15 protein-coding genes are annotated in these 17069 nt (G+C 66.4%); 10 read left to right on the forward strand and 5 right to left on the reverse strand.

The genetic code is table 11. The features are described from left to right. A partial coding sequence (locus tag GJ699_RS10700) for an oligosaccharide flippase family protein (protein ID WP_195763517.1) occupies nucleotides 1-1013 on the reverse strand: 1013 nt, incomplete at its 3' end. 213 nt (nucleotides 1014-1226) lie between these two features. Here GJ699_RS10700 and GJ699_RS10705 point away from each other — a divergent pair. Next, complete coding sequence (locus GJ699_RS10705) at nucleotides 1227-2012, forward strand: WecB/TagA/CpsF family glycosyltransferase (protein ID WP_229262058.1); 786 nt, start codon at nucleotides 1227-1229, stop codon at nucleotides 2010-2012. Here the strand turns inward: GJ699_RS10705 and GJ699_RS10710 are convergent. After that, nucleotides 1997-3511, reverse strand: coding sequence for a discoidin domain-containing protein (locus GJ699_RS10710; RefSeq protein WP_154375952.1), 1515 nt, complete (start codon nucleotides 3509-3511; stop codon nucleotides 1997-1999). The genes GJ699_RS10705 and GJ699_RS10710 overlap by 16 nt on opposite strands. A 210-nt stretch (nucleotides 3512-3721) precedes the next feature. Between GJ699_RS10710 and GJ699_RS10715 the strand changes: the two genes are divergently transcribed. The 3 genes from GJ699_RS10715 (at nucleotide 3722) to GJ699_RS10725 (ending at nucleotide 7948) form a co-directional block, all read left to right on the forward strand. Further along, nucleotides 3722-4807: a polysaccharide biosynthesis/export family protein gene (locus tag GJ699_RS10715; protein ID WP_154375953.1), complete on the forward strand. Its 1086-nt coding sequence runs from the start codon at nucleotides 3722-3724 to the stop codon at nucleotides 4805-4807. A 15-nt stretch (nucleotides 4808-4822) separates the two neighbouring features. Beyond that, entirely contained in the window at nucleotides 4823-7090 is a 2268-nt protein-coding gene (locus GJ699_RS10720; protein ID WP_154375955.1) for a polysaccharide biosynthesis tyrosine autokinase, read from the forward strand. 114 nt (nucleotides 7091-7204) lie between these two features. Then, on the forward strand, nucleotides 7205-7948 hold the full coding sequence (locus GJ699_RS10725) for a Crp/Fnr family transcriptional regulator (RefSeq protein ID WP_154375957.1): 744 nt from the start codon (nucleotides 7205-7207) through the stop codon (nucleotides 7946-7948). On the opposite strand, the gene GJ699_RS10730 is transcribed toward GJ699_RS10725, so the two are convergent. Next, entirely contained in the window at nucleotides 7945-8151 is a 207-nt protein-coding gene (locus GJ699_RS10730) for a hypothetical protein (RefSeq protein ID WP_154375959.1), read from the reverse strand. The two genes, GJ699_RS10725 and GJ699_RS10730, sit on opposite strands and share 4 nt — an antisense overlap. 155 nt (nucleotides 8152-8306) lie before the next feature. Here GJ699_RS10730 and GJ699_RS10735 point away from each other — a divergent pair, with 155 nt between their 5' ends. Continuing rightward, nucleotides 8307-9254, forward strand: coding sequence for a fatty acid desaturase (locus GJ699_RS10735; protein ID WP_154375961.1), 948 nt, complete (start codon nucleotides 8307-8309; stop codon nucleotides 9252-9254). Then, nucleotides 9251-10039 carry a phosphate/phosphite/phosphonate ABC transporter substrate-binding protein gene (locus tag GJ699_RS10740; RefSeq protein WP_154375963.1) on the forward strand — a complete coding sequence of 263 codons (789 nt, stop codon included), beginning with the start codon at nucleotides 9251-9253 and terminating at the stop codon, nucleotides 10037-10039. The genes GJ699_RS10735 and GJ699_RS10740 overlap by 4 nt, the downstream gene beginning before the upstream one ends. On the opposite strand, the gene GJ699_RS10745 is transcribed toward GJ699_RS10740, so the two are convergent. Continuing rightward, entirely contained in the window at nucleotides 10036-10974 is a 939-nt protein-coding gene (locus GJ699_RS10745) for an aliphatic sulfonate ABC transporter substrate-binding protein (RefSeq protein WP_154375965.1), read from the reverse strand. The genes GJ699_RS10740 and GJ699_RS10745 overlap by 4 nt on opposite strands. Nucleotides 10975-11053: 79 nt before the next feature. Next, nucleotides 11054-11422 (reverse strand): VOC family protein, encoded by a 369-nt coding sequence (locus GJ699_RS10750; RefSeq protein WP_154375967.1) that lies wholly within the window; start codon nucleotides 11420-11422, stop codon nucleotides 11054-11056. A 182-nt stretch (nucleotides 11423-11604) separates the two neighbouring features. Between GJ699_RS10750 and GJ699_RS10755 the strand changes: the two genes are divergently transcribed. The 4 genes from GJ699_RS10755 to GJ699_RS10770 are packed head-to-tail and all read left to right on the forward strand — an operon-like array spanning nucleotide 11605 to nucleotide 17068. After that, complete coding sequence (locus tag GJ699_RS10755) at nucleotides 11605-13194, forward strand: flavin monoamine oxidase family protein (protein ID WP_154375969.1); 1590 nt, start codon at nucleotides 11605-11607, stop codon at nucleotides 13192-13194. Between the two features lie 21 nt (nucleotides 13195-13215). Continuing rightward, nucleotides 13216-13674, forward strand: coding sequence for a RidA family protein (locus GJ699_RS10760; RefSeq protein WP_154375971.1), 459 nt, complete (start codon nucleotides 13216-13218; stop codon nucleotides 13672-13674). Nucleotides 13675-13702: 28 nt separating this feature from the next. Then, nucleotides 13703-16105: a TonB-dependent receptor plug domain-containing protein gene (locus GJ699_RS10765; RefSeq protein WP_154375973.1), complete on the forward strand. Its 2403-nt coding sequence runs from the start codon at nucleotides 13703-13705 to the stop codon at nucleotides 16103-16105. 48 nt (nucleotides 16106-16153) lie between these two features. Further along, nucleotides 16154-17068: a LysR family transcriptional regulator gene (locus tag GJ699_RS10770; protein ID WP_154375975.1), complete on the forward strand. Its 915-nt coding sequence runs from the start codon at nucleotides 16154-16156 to the stop codon at nucleotides 17066-17068. The last annotated feature ends 1 nt before the right edge of the window (nucleotide 17069 follow it).

Raw genomic sequence — 17069 nt, forward strand, 5'->3', positions numbered from 1 at the left:
CCGGGGATCGCCGCCTGCGCCTGGATCAGCCCCAGCGCCGCCAGCCACGGCACCAGCGCCACCACCGCGCTCCAGGCCGGCCCCAGCGCCAGCAGCACGAACGGCTCGCGCAGCGCGTACAGCCCGGCCATCAGCGGTGCCGTCAGCAGCGCCATCATGCCGCTGGCGCGCAAATACAAGCCGGCCAGCCGCTGTGGCTGATCCTGACAGCGGCTCATGGCCGGCACCAGCGCGCGCGCGGCGGCGGCGCTGATGTGCTGTAACGGAAACAGGATCACCTTGAACGCCATCGCGTACCAGCCCAGTAGCACCGGCCCCAGCAGCCGGCCGATCAGCACGCTGTCGGCATTGCGCTGCACATAGTTCAGCCCCTGGAACAGCAGGAAATGGCCGCTGAAATCCAGCACCTGGCGCAGCGCCCGCCAGCTGAAGCGGCGGCGCGGCCGCCAGCGCACCGCGCGCAGCAGTTGCAGTGCGCTCAGCGCGGTGGCGGCCAGCATTTGCAGCACCAGGCTCCACAGCCCGGCGCCCAGCGCCGCCGCCGTCAGCGCGATCGTCACCCCGCCCAGCGCGCTCAGCGCCTCGATCCGCGCCAGCAGCCGGAAGCGCGAGCGCCGCTCCAGCAGCGCCTGCTGCACCGCCGCCAGTCCGGACAGTGGAAACACCAGCGTCAGCGCCAGCAGCACCGGCGCCAGCAGCGGCGCCTGGTAGGCCGCCGCCAGCGGTCCGGCCAGCGCCGCCAGCAGCAACGCCAGCAGCCATGCCAGCGCCAGGTTCAGCCAGTACAGCGAACTGATCAAGAGTGCCGGCAGCCGCCGTCGCTGGATGATGGCCACCATGGTGCCGAGGTCGCGGAACAGAAAGGCCAGATTGGTGACCGTCATCGCCATCGCCATCAGGCCGTAGGCGGCGGCCGGCAGCAGGCGCGCCAGCACGACCAGGCTCAACATCTGGGACAGCAGCCGGACCGCCTGGGCCACGGCAATCCAGCTAACGCTGGCGGAAACATTCATGGCGCGCTCCGGTGATCGACGATGCGGCCATGGTAGACCGGCCGCCACGCGCGCCGTTTGATGCAGCGCAGAGCGGCGCGACGGAACTTTTTTCGATCGGAGAAAACGGTATAAACAGTTTGAATTGGTTCCGTGCGCCGCATTGGCGTGGCTCAAACGGTTGGCGTGCCGCTGACCTAACGTGAGCATATCACCCGACCGACAGGAGGCGCCATGGAACCCGACATCGTTGAATTGTTCCGCATGCCGCTGGCGCGCGTCGACGAGCGCGCCTGCATCGAGCGCGTGATGCAGGCGCTGGCGGCGCGCCGCGGCGGCTGGATCGTCACCGCCAACCTGGACATCCTGCGCCGTTACGTGTTCGACGCCGCGTTCCGCGCACTGGTGCGGCCGGCCAGCATGTTCGTGGCCGACGGCATGCCGCTGGTGTGGGCCAGCGCGCTGCAAGGCGTGCCGCTGCCACAGCGCGTCACCGGCGCCGACCTGATCCACAATCTGAGCGCGCGCGCCGCCCATCACGGCTATTCGGTGTTCCTGCTCGGCGGCGACGACGGCACCGCCGAGCAGGCGGCATCCCGGTTGCGCGCGCAGTGCCCGCAACTGAAGGTGGCCGGCACCTGGTATCCGCCACCCGGCTTCGAGCGCGACCCGGCCCACCTGACGGCGCTGCGCCAGGTACTGCAGGGTGCCCAGCCCGACATCGTCTACGTCGCGCTGGGCTGCCCGCGCCAGGACCGCCTGATCGCCGGCTTGCGCACCGACTTCCCGCGCACCTGGTGGATCGGCGTTGGCATCAGCTTCAGCCTGCTGGCCGGACGGTTGCGTCGGGCGCCACGCTGGGCCCAGCGCGCCGGGCTGGAGTGGGCCTGCCGGCTGTGGCAGGAACCGCGCCGGCTGGCCGTGCGCTACCTGGTGCACGGCCTGCCGTTCGCGCTGCTGCTATTGCTGGCCGCGATGCTGGCGCGGCTGTTGCCGCGCAAGCCTCAGGGCTTGCCGTAGTCCTTGGGCAGGAACTGCAGCTTATCCCACGGGAAGCCGTTCAGCAGCGCGTAGTTGGGCGTGCCGTTGAACAGCGCCGTGTACGGATCGGCCTGGCCCAGCGCGGTGTACGACTTGGGATTCTGCACCCGCAGCGAAATCGCCCCGGCCTTGTCCCACACCACGAAGCCATACTTCTGCGCCGCCCTGGCGATGATGCGCGCCACCGGATGCATCGCGATCGCCTCCACGTTCAGGTTCGGATCGAGGCGGAAGCGGCTGCCCTCCGGAATGCGGTTGGCGGCGTTGCCGGGGTTGTAGCCATCCGAACGGTTGGCCGGCCATGAATAAATCCCGGCCTTTTCCAGGTCCACCAGCGCGATCCCGATCACATGGCGGATTTCGCCGCGCTTCAGCTCCTCGGCCGTGATCTGACCGCCGATGAAGGGCAGACCGGTGGCGGTGGTGCCATAGCCGGGCGGCCAGATGCCGCTGCTGGCCGCGACATTCGTCATCCGTCCGCCCCAGCACGCCTGCCACTGGCCCGACACCTTGCGCGCCTGCCAGAACTCCCACAGCGTATTGCTGGACGGCTGATAGATTGTCATCTCGCCATCGCTGCCGTCGGACGGCGTGGCGGCGGACGGCACCGGCACGCTGGCCCACTGCTGCGCCAGACTGCTGTCCAGATAGCCCTTGTGCTGGCAATCCCACTGCGTGACCTTGACGCTGGCGATGCCGGCCGGCGGCTGGAACACCGGGCTGGCATAGGCCGTGGTGTTGATGGTGACGTTGCCATAATAAGTGCGGATCTGGCGCAGGAAGTCCGCCACATAGCCGGCCGAGTTGGCGTGCAGCGTCACGTTGGCGGGAATCGGCTGATACCAGAAGCTGCCGGGCGCGAAGATCGCATCGGTGGGCAGCGGATTGCTGCCGCCGCCGGCGTCGTTGTACACCTTGAGCTCATACAGCGAATAGCCCCACGGGGTGGCGCGCTGGTAGCCCAGCATGCGCACCCAGCGCGCGCTGGTGGCGCTGAAGCGCGCCTCCTCGGTGCCGCCGCCGCCGTTGCCGTTGCTGTACACGGTGCGCCAGTTGACGTTGTCGGTCGAGGTCTGCAGCGCATATGACTTGCCGTACGCTGTTTCCCATTGCAGCGTGACGTGATTGATGGCGGTGGCGGCGCCGAGGTCGACCGCGATCCACTGGCTGTCGCTGAACTGCGAACTCCAGCGCGTGCTGCCCTGACCGTCGACCGCGTAGCCGCCGCCGGTGGCGCTGCTTTCGGCCGACGAGACGCTGACCGGCTGGTACAAGGCCAGATTCGGCGTGGCCACCGCGCTGGCCAGCGTGGTGACGGGGGTGGTGGCGAGCTCCATGGCCTGGTTGTCCTGAGCGCTGATGGTGGAAGCCGCCAATTGATCCGTTGCTCCAGCCTGTGGCGACGACGAATTGCCGCCGCCACAAGCCGCCAACGCGGAACTCAGCAGCACTGCCTGGAATTGAAACCGTTTAAACATGAAAAGTTCCTTCCTGTTCGGGATGAATGGACAAGTTTTGACTTGGATCAATTGTGTTTGTTCCGGCTGGCAAGGAATTATTTATACGTAGGAAAGATGTCACTACCTGTGTCCGCTAGGCACCAGGAGTTCCCGCCGCGCGCTTGACGCAGCGCAGGCGCGTCGCCGGCGGCCGGACTAGCCTAGGGTTGGGCATCAACGGGAGGGGAAATGAGGCTCTGGATATTCAGCGGACTGGTGTTGGCCGGCTGTGCGGGCAGCCAGGGCTATATGGCGGAAGAAAATGCCGGGCTCGGCCCCGGCGTGCCGGCGGTCGCGGTACAGCCCATCGACCCGCCCTGGCTGCAGGCCGAGCAGCAACGCCGCGCCGCGCGCGGCCGCCAGGACGTCAGCGCCTTGCTGGTGGATCAGCCTGCGCCTTACCAGATCGGCCAGGGCGACATCCTCACCATCGTGGTGTGGGACCATCCGGAACTGGGCGCCGGCGCGCCGGCCGCGCAGGCACAATCGGCGCCGCCCTCGGCCGCCGGCGCTGGCGTGCCGTCCGCCGGCTTCGTGGTCGACCACGACGGCCTGGTGCAGTTTCCCTACGCCGGCACACTGCGGCTGGCCGGCCTGACCGAGGAACAGGCGCGTGCGCTGCTGGCCGAGCGGCTGGCGCGCTATCTCAGTCAGCCGGTGCTCACGCTGCGGGTGCAGGCCTACCGCAGCCAGCGCATCTACATCGACGGCGAAGTCAAGGAGCCCGGCCTGCAAGCCATCAACGACTTGCCGATGACGCTGGTGGAAGCGCTGAACCGCGCCGGCGGCGCGCTACCCTCGGCCGACCAGAGCCGGCTGCTGCTGGAGCGCGGCGCGCAGCGCTATCCACTCAATTTGCCGCTGTTGATGCAGCAGGGCGTCAACCCGGCCCGCATCCTGCTGCGCCATGGCGACGTGCTGCATGTGCCGTCGCGCGACGAGAGCAAGGTGTTCATCTCCGGCGAAGTGGTGGCGCCGCGCGCGCTGACCATGCACAACGGCCGCCTGACCCTGAACGAAGCGATGGGCGAGGCCGGCGGCCTGACGCCGCAGGGCGACGGCCGCCAGGTGTTCGTGGTGCGCCGCGTCGGTGGCGAACCGCGGGTGTTCCAGCTGGACGCGCGCGCCCCCGGTGCGCTGGCCATGGCCGAAGCGTTCGAGCTGGAGCCGCGCGACGTGGTGTACGTGGCCGCCACCCGGCTGGCCAACTGGCACCGCAACATCAGCCAGATCTTCCCCGGCGCATTGTCGTCGGCGGTCGGCGCGGCGCGCTGAGCGGAGGACGCCGCCATGCCGCTACCCGCCATGTTCCGCCCGCCGCGCGCCACACTGCGCATCGGCGGCACCGCCATCCCCGAACGCGGCGCGCGCGACGAAGCGCTCGATCTGCGTCACCATCTGGACGCGCTGCGCGCCCACCGCTGGCTGGCGCTGCTGGTGGCGCTGGCCTGCCTGCTGGGCGCCGGCGCCTACGCGCTGCTGGCGCGCCCGGTGTACGAGGCGAATATGCTGTTCCACGTCGAAGAAGGCAATCCGAACGCCGCCCGCAACATCCTCAACGACGTCTCCTCGCTGTTCGACACCAAGAAGGAGGCGGTGGCCGAGATGGAGCTGCTGCGCTCGCGCGCGGTGATCGAGCCGGCGGTGCTGCGGCTGCGGCTGGACCTGGACGCCGCGCCGCGCTACCTGCCGTTGCTGGACCGTTGGCTCGCCGACTGGCCCGGTCCGGCGCTGCTGCCGCCCGGCGTGTTCGGCTACGGCGGCTACGGCTGGGGCGGCGAACGGATCGACATCGCCGCCTTCCATCCGCCGCCGGCGTTGCTGGGCCATGGTTTCGTGCTGACCGCGCGCGCCGGCGACGGCTACCAGCTGGCCGCCGAGGAAGAGGGCATCGCCGCCACCGGCCGGGTCGGCGCGCCGCTGACGCTGGCCACCGCCTGGGGGCCGCTGACGCTGACCGTGCGCCGTTTGCAGGCGCTGCCCGGCACCCGCTTCCGGCTGATGCGCATCACGCCGCAGGCGGCGGTGGAACGGGTGCAGCAAGCCATGACGGTCAGCGAGCAGGGCCGCCAGTCCGGCGTGATTTCGGTGCGGCTGCGCTCCGCCCAGCCGGCGCTGGCGCGCGACACGCTGAGCGAAATCGGCCAGGAGTACCTGCGCCAGAACCGCGCCCGCAAGCTGGAGCAGGCCGAGCGCTCGCTGGCCTTCCTCAACGCCCAGCTGCCCGAGCTGAAGCGGCAACTGGAGCGCTCCGAGGACGACTATAGCCGCTTCCGCCAGCAGCACGGCACGGTCGACCTGGCGGAGGAAGCCCGCATCAGCCTGCAGCGTGTGGCCAGCGCGCGCCAGCGCCACGCCGAGCTGGAACAGAAGCGCATCGAACTGCTGGCGCGCTACACCCCCGAACATCCGATCATGCAGGGGGTGGCGGCGCAGATCCGTGGCGTCGAACGCGAAATCGGCGCGGCGCTGCAGCGCATCGAAGGCATGCCGGCGCTGGAACAGAGCGCCACCCGGCTGGCGCGCGACATCAAGGTCAACACCGAGCTGTACACCGCGCTGGCCAACACCGCCCAGCAATTGCGGCTGGTGTCGGCCGGGCAGGTCAGCAATGTGCGGCTGGTCGACGCGCCGGTGGCGCCGGACCGGCCGCTGCGGCCCAACCGCGCGCTGATCGTCGCCCTCGGCGCCCTCGGCGGTCTGCTGCTGGGCGGCCTGGCGGCGCTGGCACGTGACTACTGGCAGGGTGGCATCCGCGATCCGCAGCGGCTGGAACAACTGCTGGGCGCCGGCGTGGTGCACGCGGTGGTGCCGCACAGCAGCGCGCAGGCGCAGCTGAACCGCCAGCACCGCAAGCCGTCGGCGCCACGCTTGCCGCTGCTGACGCAGGATCAGCCGGAGGACGTGGCGGTGGAGGCGCTGCGGGTCTTCCGCACCGCCTTGCTGCACGCGCTGCCCGGCTATAAGAACAAGGCGGTGATGCTGGGCAGTCCGCTGCCGGGGCAGGGCAAGTCCTTCCTGAGCGCCAATCTGGCGGCGGTGATCGCGGCCGGCGGCCAGCGCGTGCTGCTGATCGACGCCGACTGGCGCAACGGCTGCCTGCACCGTTACTTCGGCTTGCCGCACGCGCCCGGCCTGAGCGAGGCGATGCTGGCGCCGGCGCCGCTGGATCAGATCGTGCACCGCAACGTGCTGCCGCGCTTGGACTTCATCGCCACCGGCAGCCTGCCGTCCAGCCGCGCCGAATTCCTGATGCAAGCCGGCTTTGGCGCGCTGCTGGCGCGCGCCGAGGCCGAGTACGACATCATCCTGCTCGATCCGCCGCCGGTGCTGGCGCTGGCCGACGCGCTGGTGATCGGCGCCCAGGCCGGCGCCGTGTTCCTGGTGGTGCGCGCCGGCGTCAATGGCCAGACCGACATTCTGGAAGCGGTGCGGCGCCTGAACCAGGCCGACGCCGCGCTGCAGGGCGTGATCTTCAATGACTTGCAACTGCGGCTCGGCAGCTATGGTTACCGCTATCGTGATAGCGATGTGCAACGTCTCGTAGGACCAGGCTGACAAACACCTATGTTCCCAGCCTACATAAGGCTGAACCGTGCTCCTATAATCCAGCGCACATAGCGCGGCTATAGTGTTATTCATCGAACATTGAAAAACACAGCGAGGTCCACCATGTACGCAGCTCAGCAAACTTCCGTTTCCGCCAACATCCCACGCGCCATGCAGAACAGCGCCGCGCCGGTCATCAGCCTGACCGGTGCCCAGCAAAACGAATTGCTGCGCGCCCTGTCGCGGGAAGAACTGGTCGACCTGTTCGTCCATCTCGATCTGGTGCCGCTGGAAGCCGGCAAACGCCTGTTCGACGCCGGCGCCACCATGGAATACGCCTGGTTCCCGACCAACGCCATCGTCTCGCTGCAGTATATGACCGAGGACGGCGGCGCGGCCGAAGTGGCGGTGGTCGGCCGCGAGGGCGTGGTCGGCGTCGCCATGTATGAAAACGAGCGCGCCAACTGCAGCGCCGTGGTGCAAAGCGCCGGCTACGGCTACCGCATCAAAACATCGGTGCTGCGCCAGGCATTCTTCAGCGGCGGCGCGCTGGCGCAGCAGCTGATGCGCCACACTTCGGCCTTGTTCGCGCAACTGGCGCAGACCGTGGCCGGCGTCCGTCACGGCAGCATCGAGCAGCGGCTGTGCCGCTGGCTGCTGGAACGGCTGGACCGTTCGCTGTCCAACGAATTGAAAGTCACCCAGGAGATGATCGCCAACATGCTGGGCGTGCGGCGCGAATCCATCACCTGCTGCGCCGGCAAGCTGCAGGAAGAGGGCTTGATCGAATACCGCCGCGGCACCGTCATCGTGCTTGACCGCCATGCGATGGAACGTCGCGCCGGCGGCTGCTACTCCCCCGCCTAATGCAAGTAGCGCGGCGCTTGCTGGAGCTGGTCCAGCTTGCGCTGCACCAGCTGATACCACGCCTGCGCCCAGCGCGCCGCCCTTTGCGACTCCTCCACAGTGGCCGCCGACATGGCGCGCCGCACCGCCACCATCTGCCGATGCATCGCGTAGGCGGCGGGCGGGTATTTGCGCGGTTTGATGATGTTGGTTTGCGTATCCATGGAAGCGATTGTGCGCGCCGCACGCCGCCACGGCTGTACGCTGCTTCACCTAGGAACCACGCAAATTCCGCATAAACTAGCGCGCTTTCATTCGTTTCCAGATGAGTTGACCCTGCCTATACTCGGCCATTGGATCATGGTCGGAGTAGCGCAGGATGCAAGCATGGATAGACGCCGCACAGCAGGCCGAGGTAACGGCCGAACGTCAGCGCCCGGCGTGGCGCGGTGAATGGCCGACCTGGCTGCTGATCGTGGTGATTCATGGCGGCTGGCTGGCCACGCTGGCCGGCTGGCGGCTGCTGGGCAGCGGTATTGCCACTTTGTTGATGATCTGGTGGTGCGCCTGGTACATGTCGCTGCAGCACGAGCTGATACACGGCCATCCGACCCGTTGGCCCTGGTTCAACCGGCTGTTCGGCTACCTGCCGCTGGCAGTGTGGTATCCATACGAGATCTACCGCGAAAGCCATCTGCGCCACCACAACGATTTCGATTTGACCATGCCGGCGCTGGACGCCGAAAGCACCTATGTGTCGCCGGCCGAATGGGCCGCCATGAAGGCGCCGCTGCGCGCACTGCACTGGCTGAATAAAACCTTCTGGGGCCGCATGCTGGTCGGCCCGGCGCTGGCGATCGCCGTCACCTGGAGCGGGGCGGCACGCCGTCTGGCGCGCGGCGACCTGTGCGACGCCGGCGTGTGGCTGCGCCATCTGGCGCTGTTGGCCGGGTTGCTGTGGTGGGTGCAGGCGGAATTTGGCGTGGCCGCATGGTGGTATGTGCTGGCGATCTCGTATCCGGCGCAGTCGCTGGCGATGGTGCGTTCCTACTATGAACACCGTCCGGCTGAGGATCACAAGCAGCGTATTGTGCTGAACGATGCCGGCCTGCTGTTCCGCGTACTATTCCTGAATAATAATCTGCACCTGGTGCACCACGACCTGCCATCGCTGCCGTGGTATCTGCTGCCGCGCGTGTATGCGGCGCGGCGCGAGGCTTATAATGCCCGCAGCGGCGGCTTTCAGATCGATGGTTATGGCGAACTGGCGCGCCGCTACGGCTTCCGGCCGATCGATGCCCCCGTCCACCCGCATATGCCTGAATGAACTGGAAAGTAGCCCTGCCGATGTACAACGTCTCGCCGCGCCTGCAGCGCGGGTACGAGACATTGCTGGAGCGCCTGCTGGCCGATGCCGGCGTGCGCGCCGAGCTGGTGGCGCCATCCGACTTGCCGGCGTTCTGGCGTCGCGACGACGTGCTGCTGACGCAGACCTGCGGCTATCCCTACGTGACCATGCTGGCCGACACGGTGCGGCTGGTCGCCACGCCCTGTTTCGATTTCCCCGGCTGCGATGGCAGCGATTATTCGAGCCTGATCCTGGCCCGCACCGCCAGCGGCGTGCGTGAACTGGAACAGGCGCGCGGCCGTGTGGTGGCGGTCAACGAAGCGCATTCAAACAGCGGCATGAACGTGCTGCGTCACGCGGTGGCGCCGCTGGCGCGCGACGGTCGATTTTTCGGTGAAGTGAAATGGTCCGGCAGCCATGTCGGCAGCATGCGCATGCTGCGTGCCGGCGAAGCCGACCTGGCCGCCATCGATTGCGTCACCTATGGCTATCTGCGTGCCGAAACGCCGGGCTTTCTGTGCGGGACCAAGGTGGTGGGGCGGTCGGCGTCCTCGCCGGGCTTGCCGTTGGTGGCATCGCGCGCCGTGCCTGATGAATTGGTGGCGGCCTTGCGCGCAGCCTTGTTATCGCCCAGCGAGGCGCTGCTCACGCTGATGCAGGAAGTGCGCATCAACGCCTTTGAATATCGCACGGATGCGGACTATGAGCGCATCCGGCGCCTGGAAGCCGAGGCGGTGGCCGCCGGCTATCCGCAGATCGCCTAGCGCAGGCGCCATAGCGGCACGGCGGTGGCATCCAGCTTGCGTGGCAGCAGACCCTCGCCGTAGAAGGCATCGGCAATGCGCTGCTGCTCGGACAGCGCATCCTTCACTACCAGCCGCACCTCGTAGCTGCGGCGGCTGTTGGCCAGTTCCACCGTTTTCGCATCCAGCCCCCAGGCCGGCGCCAGCAGCTCGGCCGCTTCGCGCGGCGACTGCTTGACCCATTTTCCGGCCTTGCGCAGCGATTCGAACACCACCGCCAGCACCTCCGGATGCACTTCCGCATATTTGGTCGAGGCCAGATAGTAGCGTTGATAGTCCGCGACATTGCGGCCGTCGGCCAGAATCCGTACCTGCGACTGATTCTGCACGCCGGCCAGATACGGGTCCCAGGTCACCCAGGCAGCCACCGCGCCACGCTCAAAGGCCGCGCGGCCATCGGCTGGGGTCAGGTAGGCCGGTTCGATGTCCTTGAAGCGCAGGCCCGCCTTGTCCAGCGACGCAATCAGCAGATAGTGTGAGCCGGCGGCCTTGGTCACCGCCACCTTCTTGCCCTTCAAATCGGCCACGCTGTTGATGCCCGAATCGGCGCGCACCACAATCGCCTGGGCCGAAGGCGAGGGCGCCTCCTGCGCAAAATAGGTCAGCTGCGCGCCGGCCGCCTGCGCGAACACTGGCACCGTGTCCGCCACGTCCGCGCTCAGATCGACGCCGCCGACGTTGAGCGCTTCCAGCAGCGGCAGGCCGCTGGAGAATTCGTGCCAGCTCACCTTCACGCCCAACGGCGCCAGATCCTGCTCCAATTGTCCGCGCACCTTCAGCACCGTCAGCAGCGTGGACGACTTCTGATAACCGATGCGCAAATTGGACGGCGTCTTCTGCGCCAGCGCGGCAAACGGCAACAGCGAAAGCAGGGACAGCAAAGTACGGCGGCGCATGATGGCACTCCTGAAGATAGTTATCTCCTCATGCTACGCCCGCCGCCACCCGTGTTGGAACGAATGCTTTCGTCTATTCTTATAACGGCTTTGAGAACACGTTGACCAGACTACCTTCCGGATCGCGCACCAGCAGCGACAGGTTCCCCCAAGGCATACGGGTAATCGGCTGCACCACTGCCACATCGGCTGGCAGACGTTCGAGAACCGCCGCCACATCCGCCACCTCAAACTCCAGAATGGCCGAGCGGTTGGCCGCAGCGACCGCCGCCCCGCCGTTAAAACGCGCCACCAACTGCTGCGACGAGATAGCCAGTGTCGCACCGTCCTGCCGCAACTCCGCAAAACCATCCGCCAGCCGAACCGGCGCGACCCCGGACAGGTTTTGATAAAACGCCAGCACAGCCTCAAACTGCTCGGTCACCAGACGAACGGACGAAAATTTCATACAGACTCCATCAAAAAAGAAGAAGCCCGAGTCTATCCGCGCCCACTGTCAGTTTTTGTCAGTAGTCTGGCTATGTAAAGACATTATTCTTATTTTTCATATTTGATTATGCTAAATAATTAGTTTATACATAATGTTGGCCCGACATAAGATCGTTTCAAATTCATCACTTGGAGCGATTTATGAGTGTCACACGCAGGAATTTCCTGATGCAGCTGGCCGCCACCAGCGGCTACACGGCGGCTGCCGCAGCCATGACCACGCTGGGCCTGGGCGCCCCCACCATCGCGGCGGCGGCAGGCGCGGCGCCGGCATTGAGCCTGGCGCCCGGCTCGGGCAAGGGCATCAAAGTGCTGGTGCTGGGTGCCGGCATCGCCGGCCTGGTGTCGGCCTACGAACTGCGCAAGGCCGGCTATCAGGTGCAACTGATCGAAGCGCGCGACCGCGTCGGTGGCCGCAACTGGACCATCCGCAACGGCACCCGCATAGAACTCAACGACGGCACCACCCAGGTCGCGGACTTCGAACCTGGTCACTACTTCAACGCCGGCCCGGCGCGCCTGCCGAGTCACCACCAGACCATCCTCGGCTACTGCCGCGAATTCGGCGTTGAGCTGGAGGCGGAAGTCAACACCAGCCGCAGCGCCTACTTCCTGCCCGACGCCGCCAAGGGCACCAAGCCGATCCAACTGCGCCGCGCCATCAACGACGCGCGCGGCCACGTGTCCGAGCTGCTGGCCAAGGCCACCAACAAGGGCGCGCTGGATCAGGAACTGAGCGCCGACGACCGCGCCAAGCTGGTCGACTTCCTCAAAGTCTACGGCGATCTGACGCCGCAGGCGGAATTCAAGGGCAGCGAGCGTTCCGGTTACAAGGTCTATCCCGGCTCCGCCGAGCAAGTGGGCGAGCGCAACGAACCCCTGCCGCTGGAAGCGCTGCTCGATCCCGATCTGTGGACCGCGCTGATCTTCGACGAACTGCTGATCTTCCAGCCCACCATGCTGCAACCGGTGGGCGGCATGGACCGCATTCCGTACGCGTTCTACCAGCGCCTGAAAGAAGTCGCGCGCCTGAACACCGAAGTCAAATCCATCCGCAACAAGGAGCAGGGCGTGGATGTGGTGGTGCGCGATCGCAGCAGCGGCAAGCAACAGACGCTGTCGGCGGACTACGCCATCGTCACCTTCCCGCTGCCGGTGCTGGCGCAGGTGGAAACCAATTTCGCGCCGGACGTGAAGGAGGCGATCAACAACATCCACTACGACACCGCCAGCAAAATCGCCTGGAACGCGCGCCGCTTCTGGGAGACGGATTACCAGATCTACGGCGGCATCTCGGTGGTGAAGGCCGATACGGCGCTGATCTGGTATCCAAGCGGCGGCTTCCACAAGAAGACCGGCGTGGTGGTCGGCTGCTACAACATCGGCCAGGCCGCGCGCGACTTCACCGCGCAGCCACTGAGCGCGCAATTCGCCTACTCGCGCAACGTGATCGATCGCGTGCATCCGGGCCATGGCGCGGAATTGCAGAAACCCGTCAGCGTGACCTGGCACAAAGTGCCATACAGCCTGGGCTCGTGGGTGCACTGGGCCACGCCGGCCGAGAAGGAATACACGCGACTCAACCAGCACGAAGGCCGGGTGCACTTCGCCGGCGAGTATTTGAGCCAGATCGGCGCCTGGCAGGAGGGCGCCGCCTTGTCCGGCCACCACGCCGTCGCCGCCATTGCCCGCCGCGTGGCCGAAGCCGTACCGAAACGCGCCGCCGCCTAAATCAACCTGAAAGGACTCACCATGAAAATCTCTCTCCTGCTGGCCGCCTTGATGCTGACCTGCACCGCCCACGCCCAACAGATCAAGCGCACGCCGATCCCGAACTCCAACTTCCCGATCTCGGTCGCGGTCAGCGTGCCGGCCGGCGCCGACACCGTCTACTTCAGCGGCGTGCTGCCGGAATCGGTCGACGGCGACACCCAGACCCAAACCCTGTCGGTGCTGAACCGCCTGAAAGCCGCGCTGGCCAACGAAGGTCTCAGCTTTGCCGACGTGGTCTCGCTGCGGGTATTCCTGGTTGGCGATCCCAAACTGGATAACAAGCTTGATTTCAAAGGATTGAACGCGTCCTTCGGCCAATTCTTCGGCACCGCCGAACAACCCAACAAACCCGCCCGCACCGCCGTGCAAGTCGCCGCACTGCCATTGCCTGGCGCCCTGGTCGAAATCGACCTGATCGCCGCCCGCGTCAAAAAATAAAACCGCCATCACACTGGAGTAAGTCCGCATGAAGCAATCGCAATCGAACACCCCGCGCCGCCTGCCGCTGGCGCTAACCATCTCCCTGCTGTACCTCGCCGCTCCCGCCTGGTCCGCCGACAACGTGGACGGCGCCGACGCCGCCAGCGCCAACACGCCCGCCGCCGCCGGCGCGATCCAGGACGTGGTGGTCACCGGCACCCGCTCGATCCAGCGCTCGGCCGGCGAAAGCCTGAGCCCTATTGACGTCATCAGCGCCAAAGACCTGCAACGCACCGGCCAGACCGACCTGCGCGACGCGCTGGTCAAGCTGCTGCCGTCGATCAGCCGGCTCGCGCAAACCGGCGACGCCGCCAACCTCACCAGCGCGCTGACGCTGCGTGGCCTCAGCCCTAACCACGTGCTGCTGCTGGTGAACGGCAAACGCCGCCACACCTCGGCCAACATCACCGTCGATGCCGGCTCGCAGCAGGGCGCGACCCCGGTCGACATCGACCTGATTCCGGTCAGCGCGGTCGACCACATTGAAGTGCTGCGCGACGGCGCCGCCGCCCAATACGGCTCCGATGCCATCGCCGGCGTAATCAACATCATCCTGAAAAACCAGAGCAACGGCGGCAATGTCACTGCCACCAGCGGCCAATACTACAAAGGCGACGGTTTCACGCTGGGTGGCGCCGCCGATACCGGCATCCAGCTGGGCGAGGATGGTTTCCTGCACCTCAGCACCGAATACCGCCGCCATGAGCATAGCCTGCGCAGCGGCATCGATAACCGCACCAACACCTACGCCAACCAGACGCTGGGCGACCCGTACATCCGCCGTGAATCGTTCGGCGCCAACGCCGGCATCAATATCAGCAAGGACGTCGAAGTCTACGCCTTCGCCACCGCCGCCCACCGCGCCGGCGCCAGCATCCAGAACTACCGCTTGCCATCCAAGCTGCCGCAGGTTTATCCGAACGGTTTCAGCCCGGTCGAAACCAGCAACGAGACCGACGCCAGCCTCACCGCCGGCATCAAGGGCAGCGACCTGGCCGGCTGGCGCTGGGACCTGAGCGGCACCTGGGGCACCGACAGCGTCAAGATCAATATGACCGACTCGGTCAACACCGACTTGTACGCTGCCACCGGTTCGACGCCGACCGAGTTCCATCTGTCGCAATTCAAGAACACGCAGCAGGCGGTCAACGGCGACATCGCCCGCGCCTTCAATACCGGCGCGCTGCCGGCGGACCTCAACGTCGCGCTGGGCACGGAATTCCGCCGCGAGACTTATGACATCGGCGCCGGCGACGCCGCCTCCTACTACGGCAGCGGCGCGCAAGCCTTGCCCGGCCTGTCGCCATCCAGCGCCGGCAAGCACTCGCGCAATATCGGCGCTGCCTATGCCGACTTCTCCACCAACTTCACCAAGCAGTGGGAAGGCGAACTGGCGGCCCGCTATGAGCACTACAGCGACGCCGGCAGCACCACCAACGCCAAGCTGTCCAGCCGCTACGAGTTCACGCCACGCGTGGCCTTGCGCGCCACCGCCAGCACCGGCTTCCGCGCGCCGTCGCTGGCGCAGGAATACTTCAGCACCCTGGCGGTATCCCCGACCAGCGCCGGCGGCCAACTGGCGGTCAATTCCGACGCCGCGCGCAAACTGGGCGCGCTGCCGCTGAAGCCGGAGAAATCGCGCAGCTACAATCTGGGCCTGGTGGTGGAGCCGCTCGACAACCTGCACGTGACGCTGGACGCCTACCGCATCGAAATCCGCGACCGCATCATCCAGGGCGGCACCTACACCGGCCAGGTCGCGATCGACGCCCTGAGCGCGGCCGGTATCACGCTGCCGAGCGGCCTGTCCTCGGTCAGCGCCAGCTACTTCGCCAACGGCGCCGACACTCGCACCCAGGGCCTGGACCTGGTGGCCAACTATCCGACCAACCTGGGGAGCGCAGGCCGCATCGACTGGGACGCCAGCGCCAACATCAACACCAGCAAAGTCACCCGCGTCGGCGTCGATGGCAACGGCAAGACGCTGCTGAACGCCCAGCAGGTCGGCTACCTGACCACCGCCACGCCGAAGAACAAGCTGATACTGGGCGGCGTGTGGACGCTGGATCCGTGGGGCGTGAGCCTGCACGCCACCCGCTACGGCAAAACCTCGACCGAAGCGACCTTCTATACCGGCCCGAATATCTATTCGACCTCGGTGTTCAACCACGTTGAAAACGCGCCGAAAACGCTGGTCGATCTGGAGGTGCGCTATGCTGTGTCGAAGCAGTGGCAAGTCGCCGCTGGCGCCAACAATCTGTTCAACGTCTATCCAAGCAAGCTGCCGGAAACCAACCGTTACCTCGGCGTCTACCAGTACGATACCTCGTCGGCGCAGATACCCTTCAACGGCGGGTATTACTACCTGCGCGCCAGCTACAAGTTCTGATGCTGTTAAGATGACGTCTGAATTCGTATGGCTTACTTTGAAAACGATATGAAAATAGATGACATCAGCGCCTTCGTGGCCGTGGTGCGCAGCCAATCGGTGAGCGCCGCGGCCGAGGCTCTGGGGCTGACACAATCGGCCATTACCCGGCGGGTGCAGAATCTTGAACAGGCGCTGGGCGTCGAGCTGCTGGACCGCACCGTCAAGCCGCCCAAGCCCAGCGCCATGGGACGCCAGGTATTCGAACAATGCGGCAAAGTGCTGCAGGAAGTCGAGCGCCTGCGCTCTCTGGTACAGGCCGACCACGCCCCCACCGGCGTATTCCGCATCGGCGTGATCCAGACTATCGGCGACGTGGTGCTGCTGGATACACTGCAAAAGCTGAACCGCACCTTCAAGGAGCTGCACACCGAGGTGTCGTCCGGCTGGGGCTCGCAGTTGGTGGAGCGGGTGGCCAAGGGCGAGATCGACGCGGCGGTGGCGCTATTCCCGGCCACCAAAGTGCTGCCGGAGGGTTTGTCCGGCCGTGCGCTGGGCCGCATCGAACTGGTGGTGGTGGCCAAGAAGGACGCTATGCCGAAGCGCAGTTACAAGCTGCGCGACATCTTCAGCACCGGCTGGGTGCTCAATCCGGACGGCTGCGGTTTCCGCGCCGGCCTGGCGCGCGCATTGGCGGAGCAGGGGCTGTCGTTCAAGATCAACCTGGAGACCTTCGGCACCGATCTGCAACTGGGGCTGGCGGCCAGCGGCATTGGCCTGGGGCTGATGCCGCGCCCCATACTGGAGCGCAGCCGGCATCGCTCGCAGCTGGATATCGTCAACGTCACCGACTTCAAGCCGGTGCTGGATATCTGGCTGGTGCAACCGGTGCAACCAGGCCCGGTGCAGCACGCGATCGACTTCTTCGCGCAGGCGGTGGAGCACGCGTTTGCCGAATCACCACTCAAAATTGTCGCAAGATAAC

This window comes from Duganella guangzhouensis (assembly GCF_009674535.1).
Classification (GTDB): domain Bacteria; phylum Pseudomonadota; class Gammaproteobacteria; order Burkholderiales; family Burkholderiaceae_D; genus Rugamonas; species Rugamonas guangzhouensis.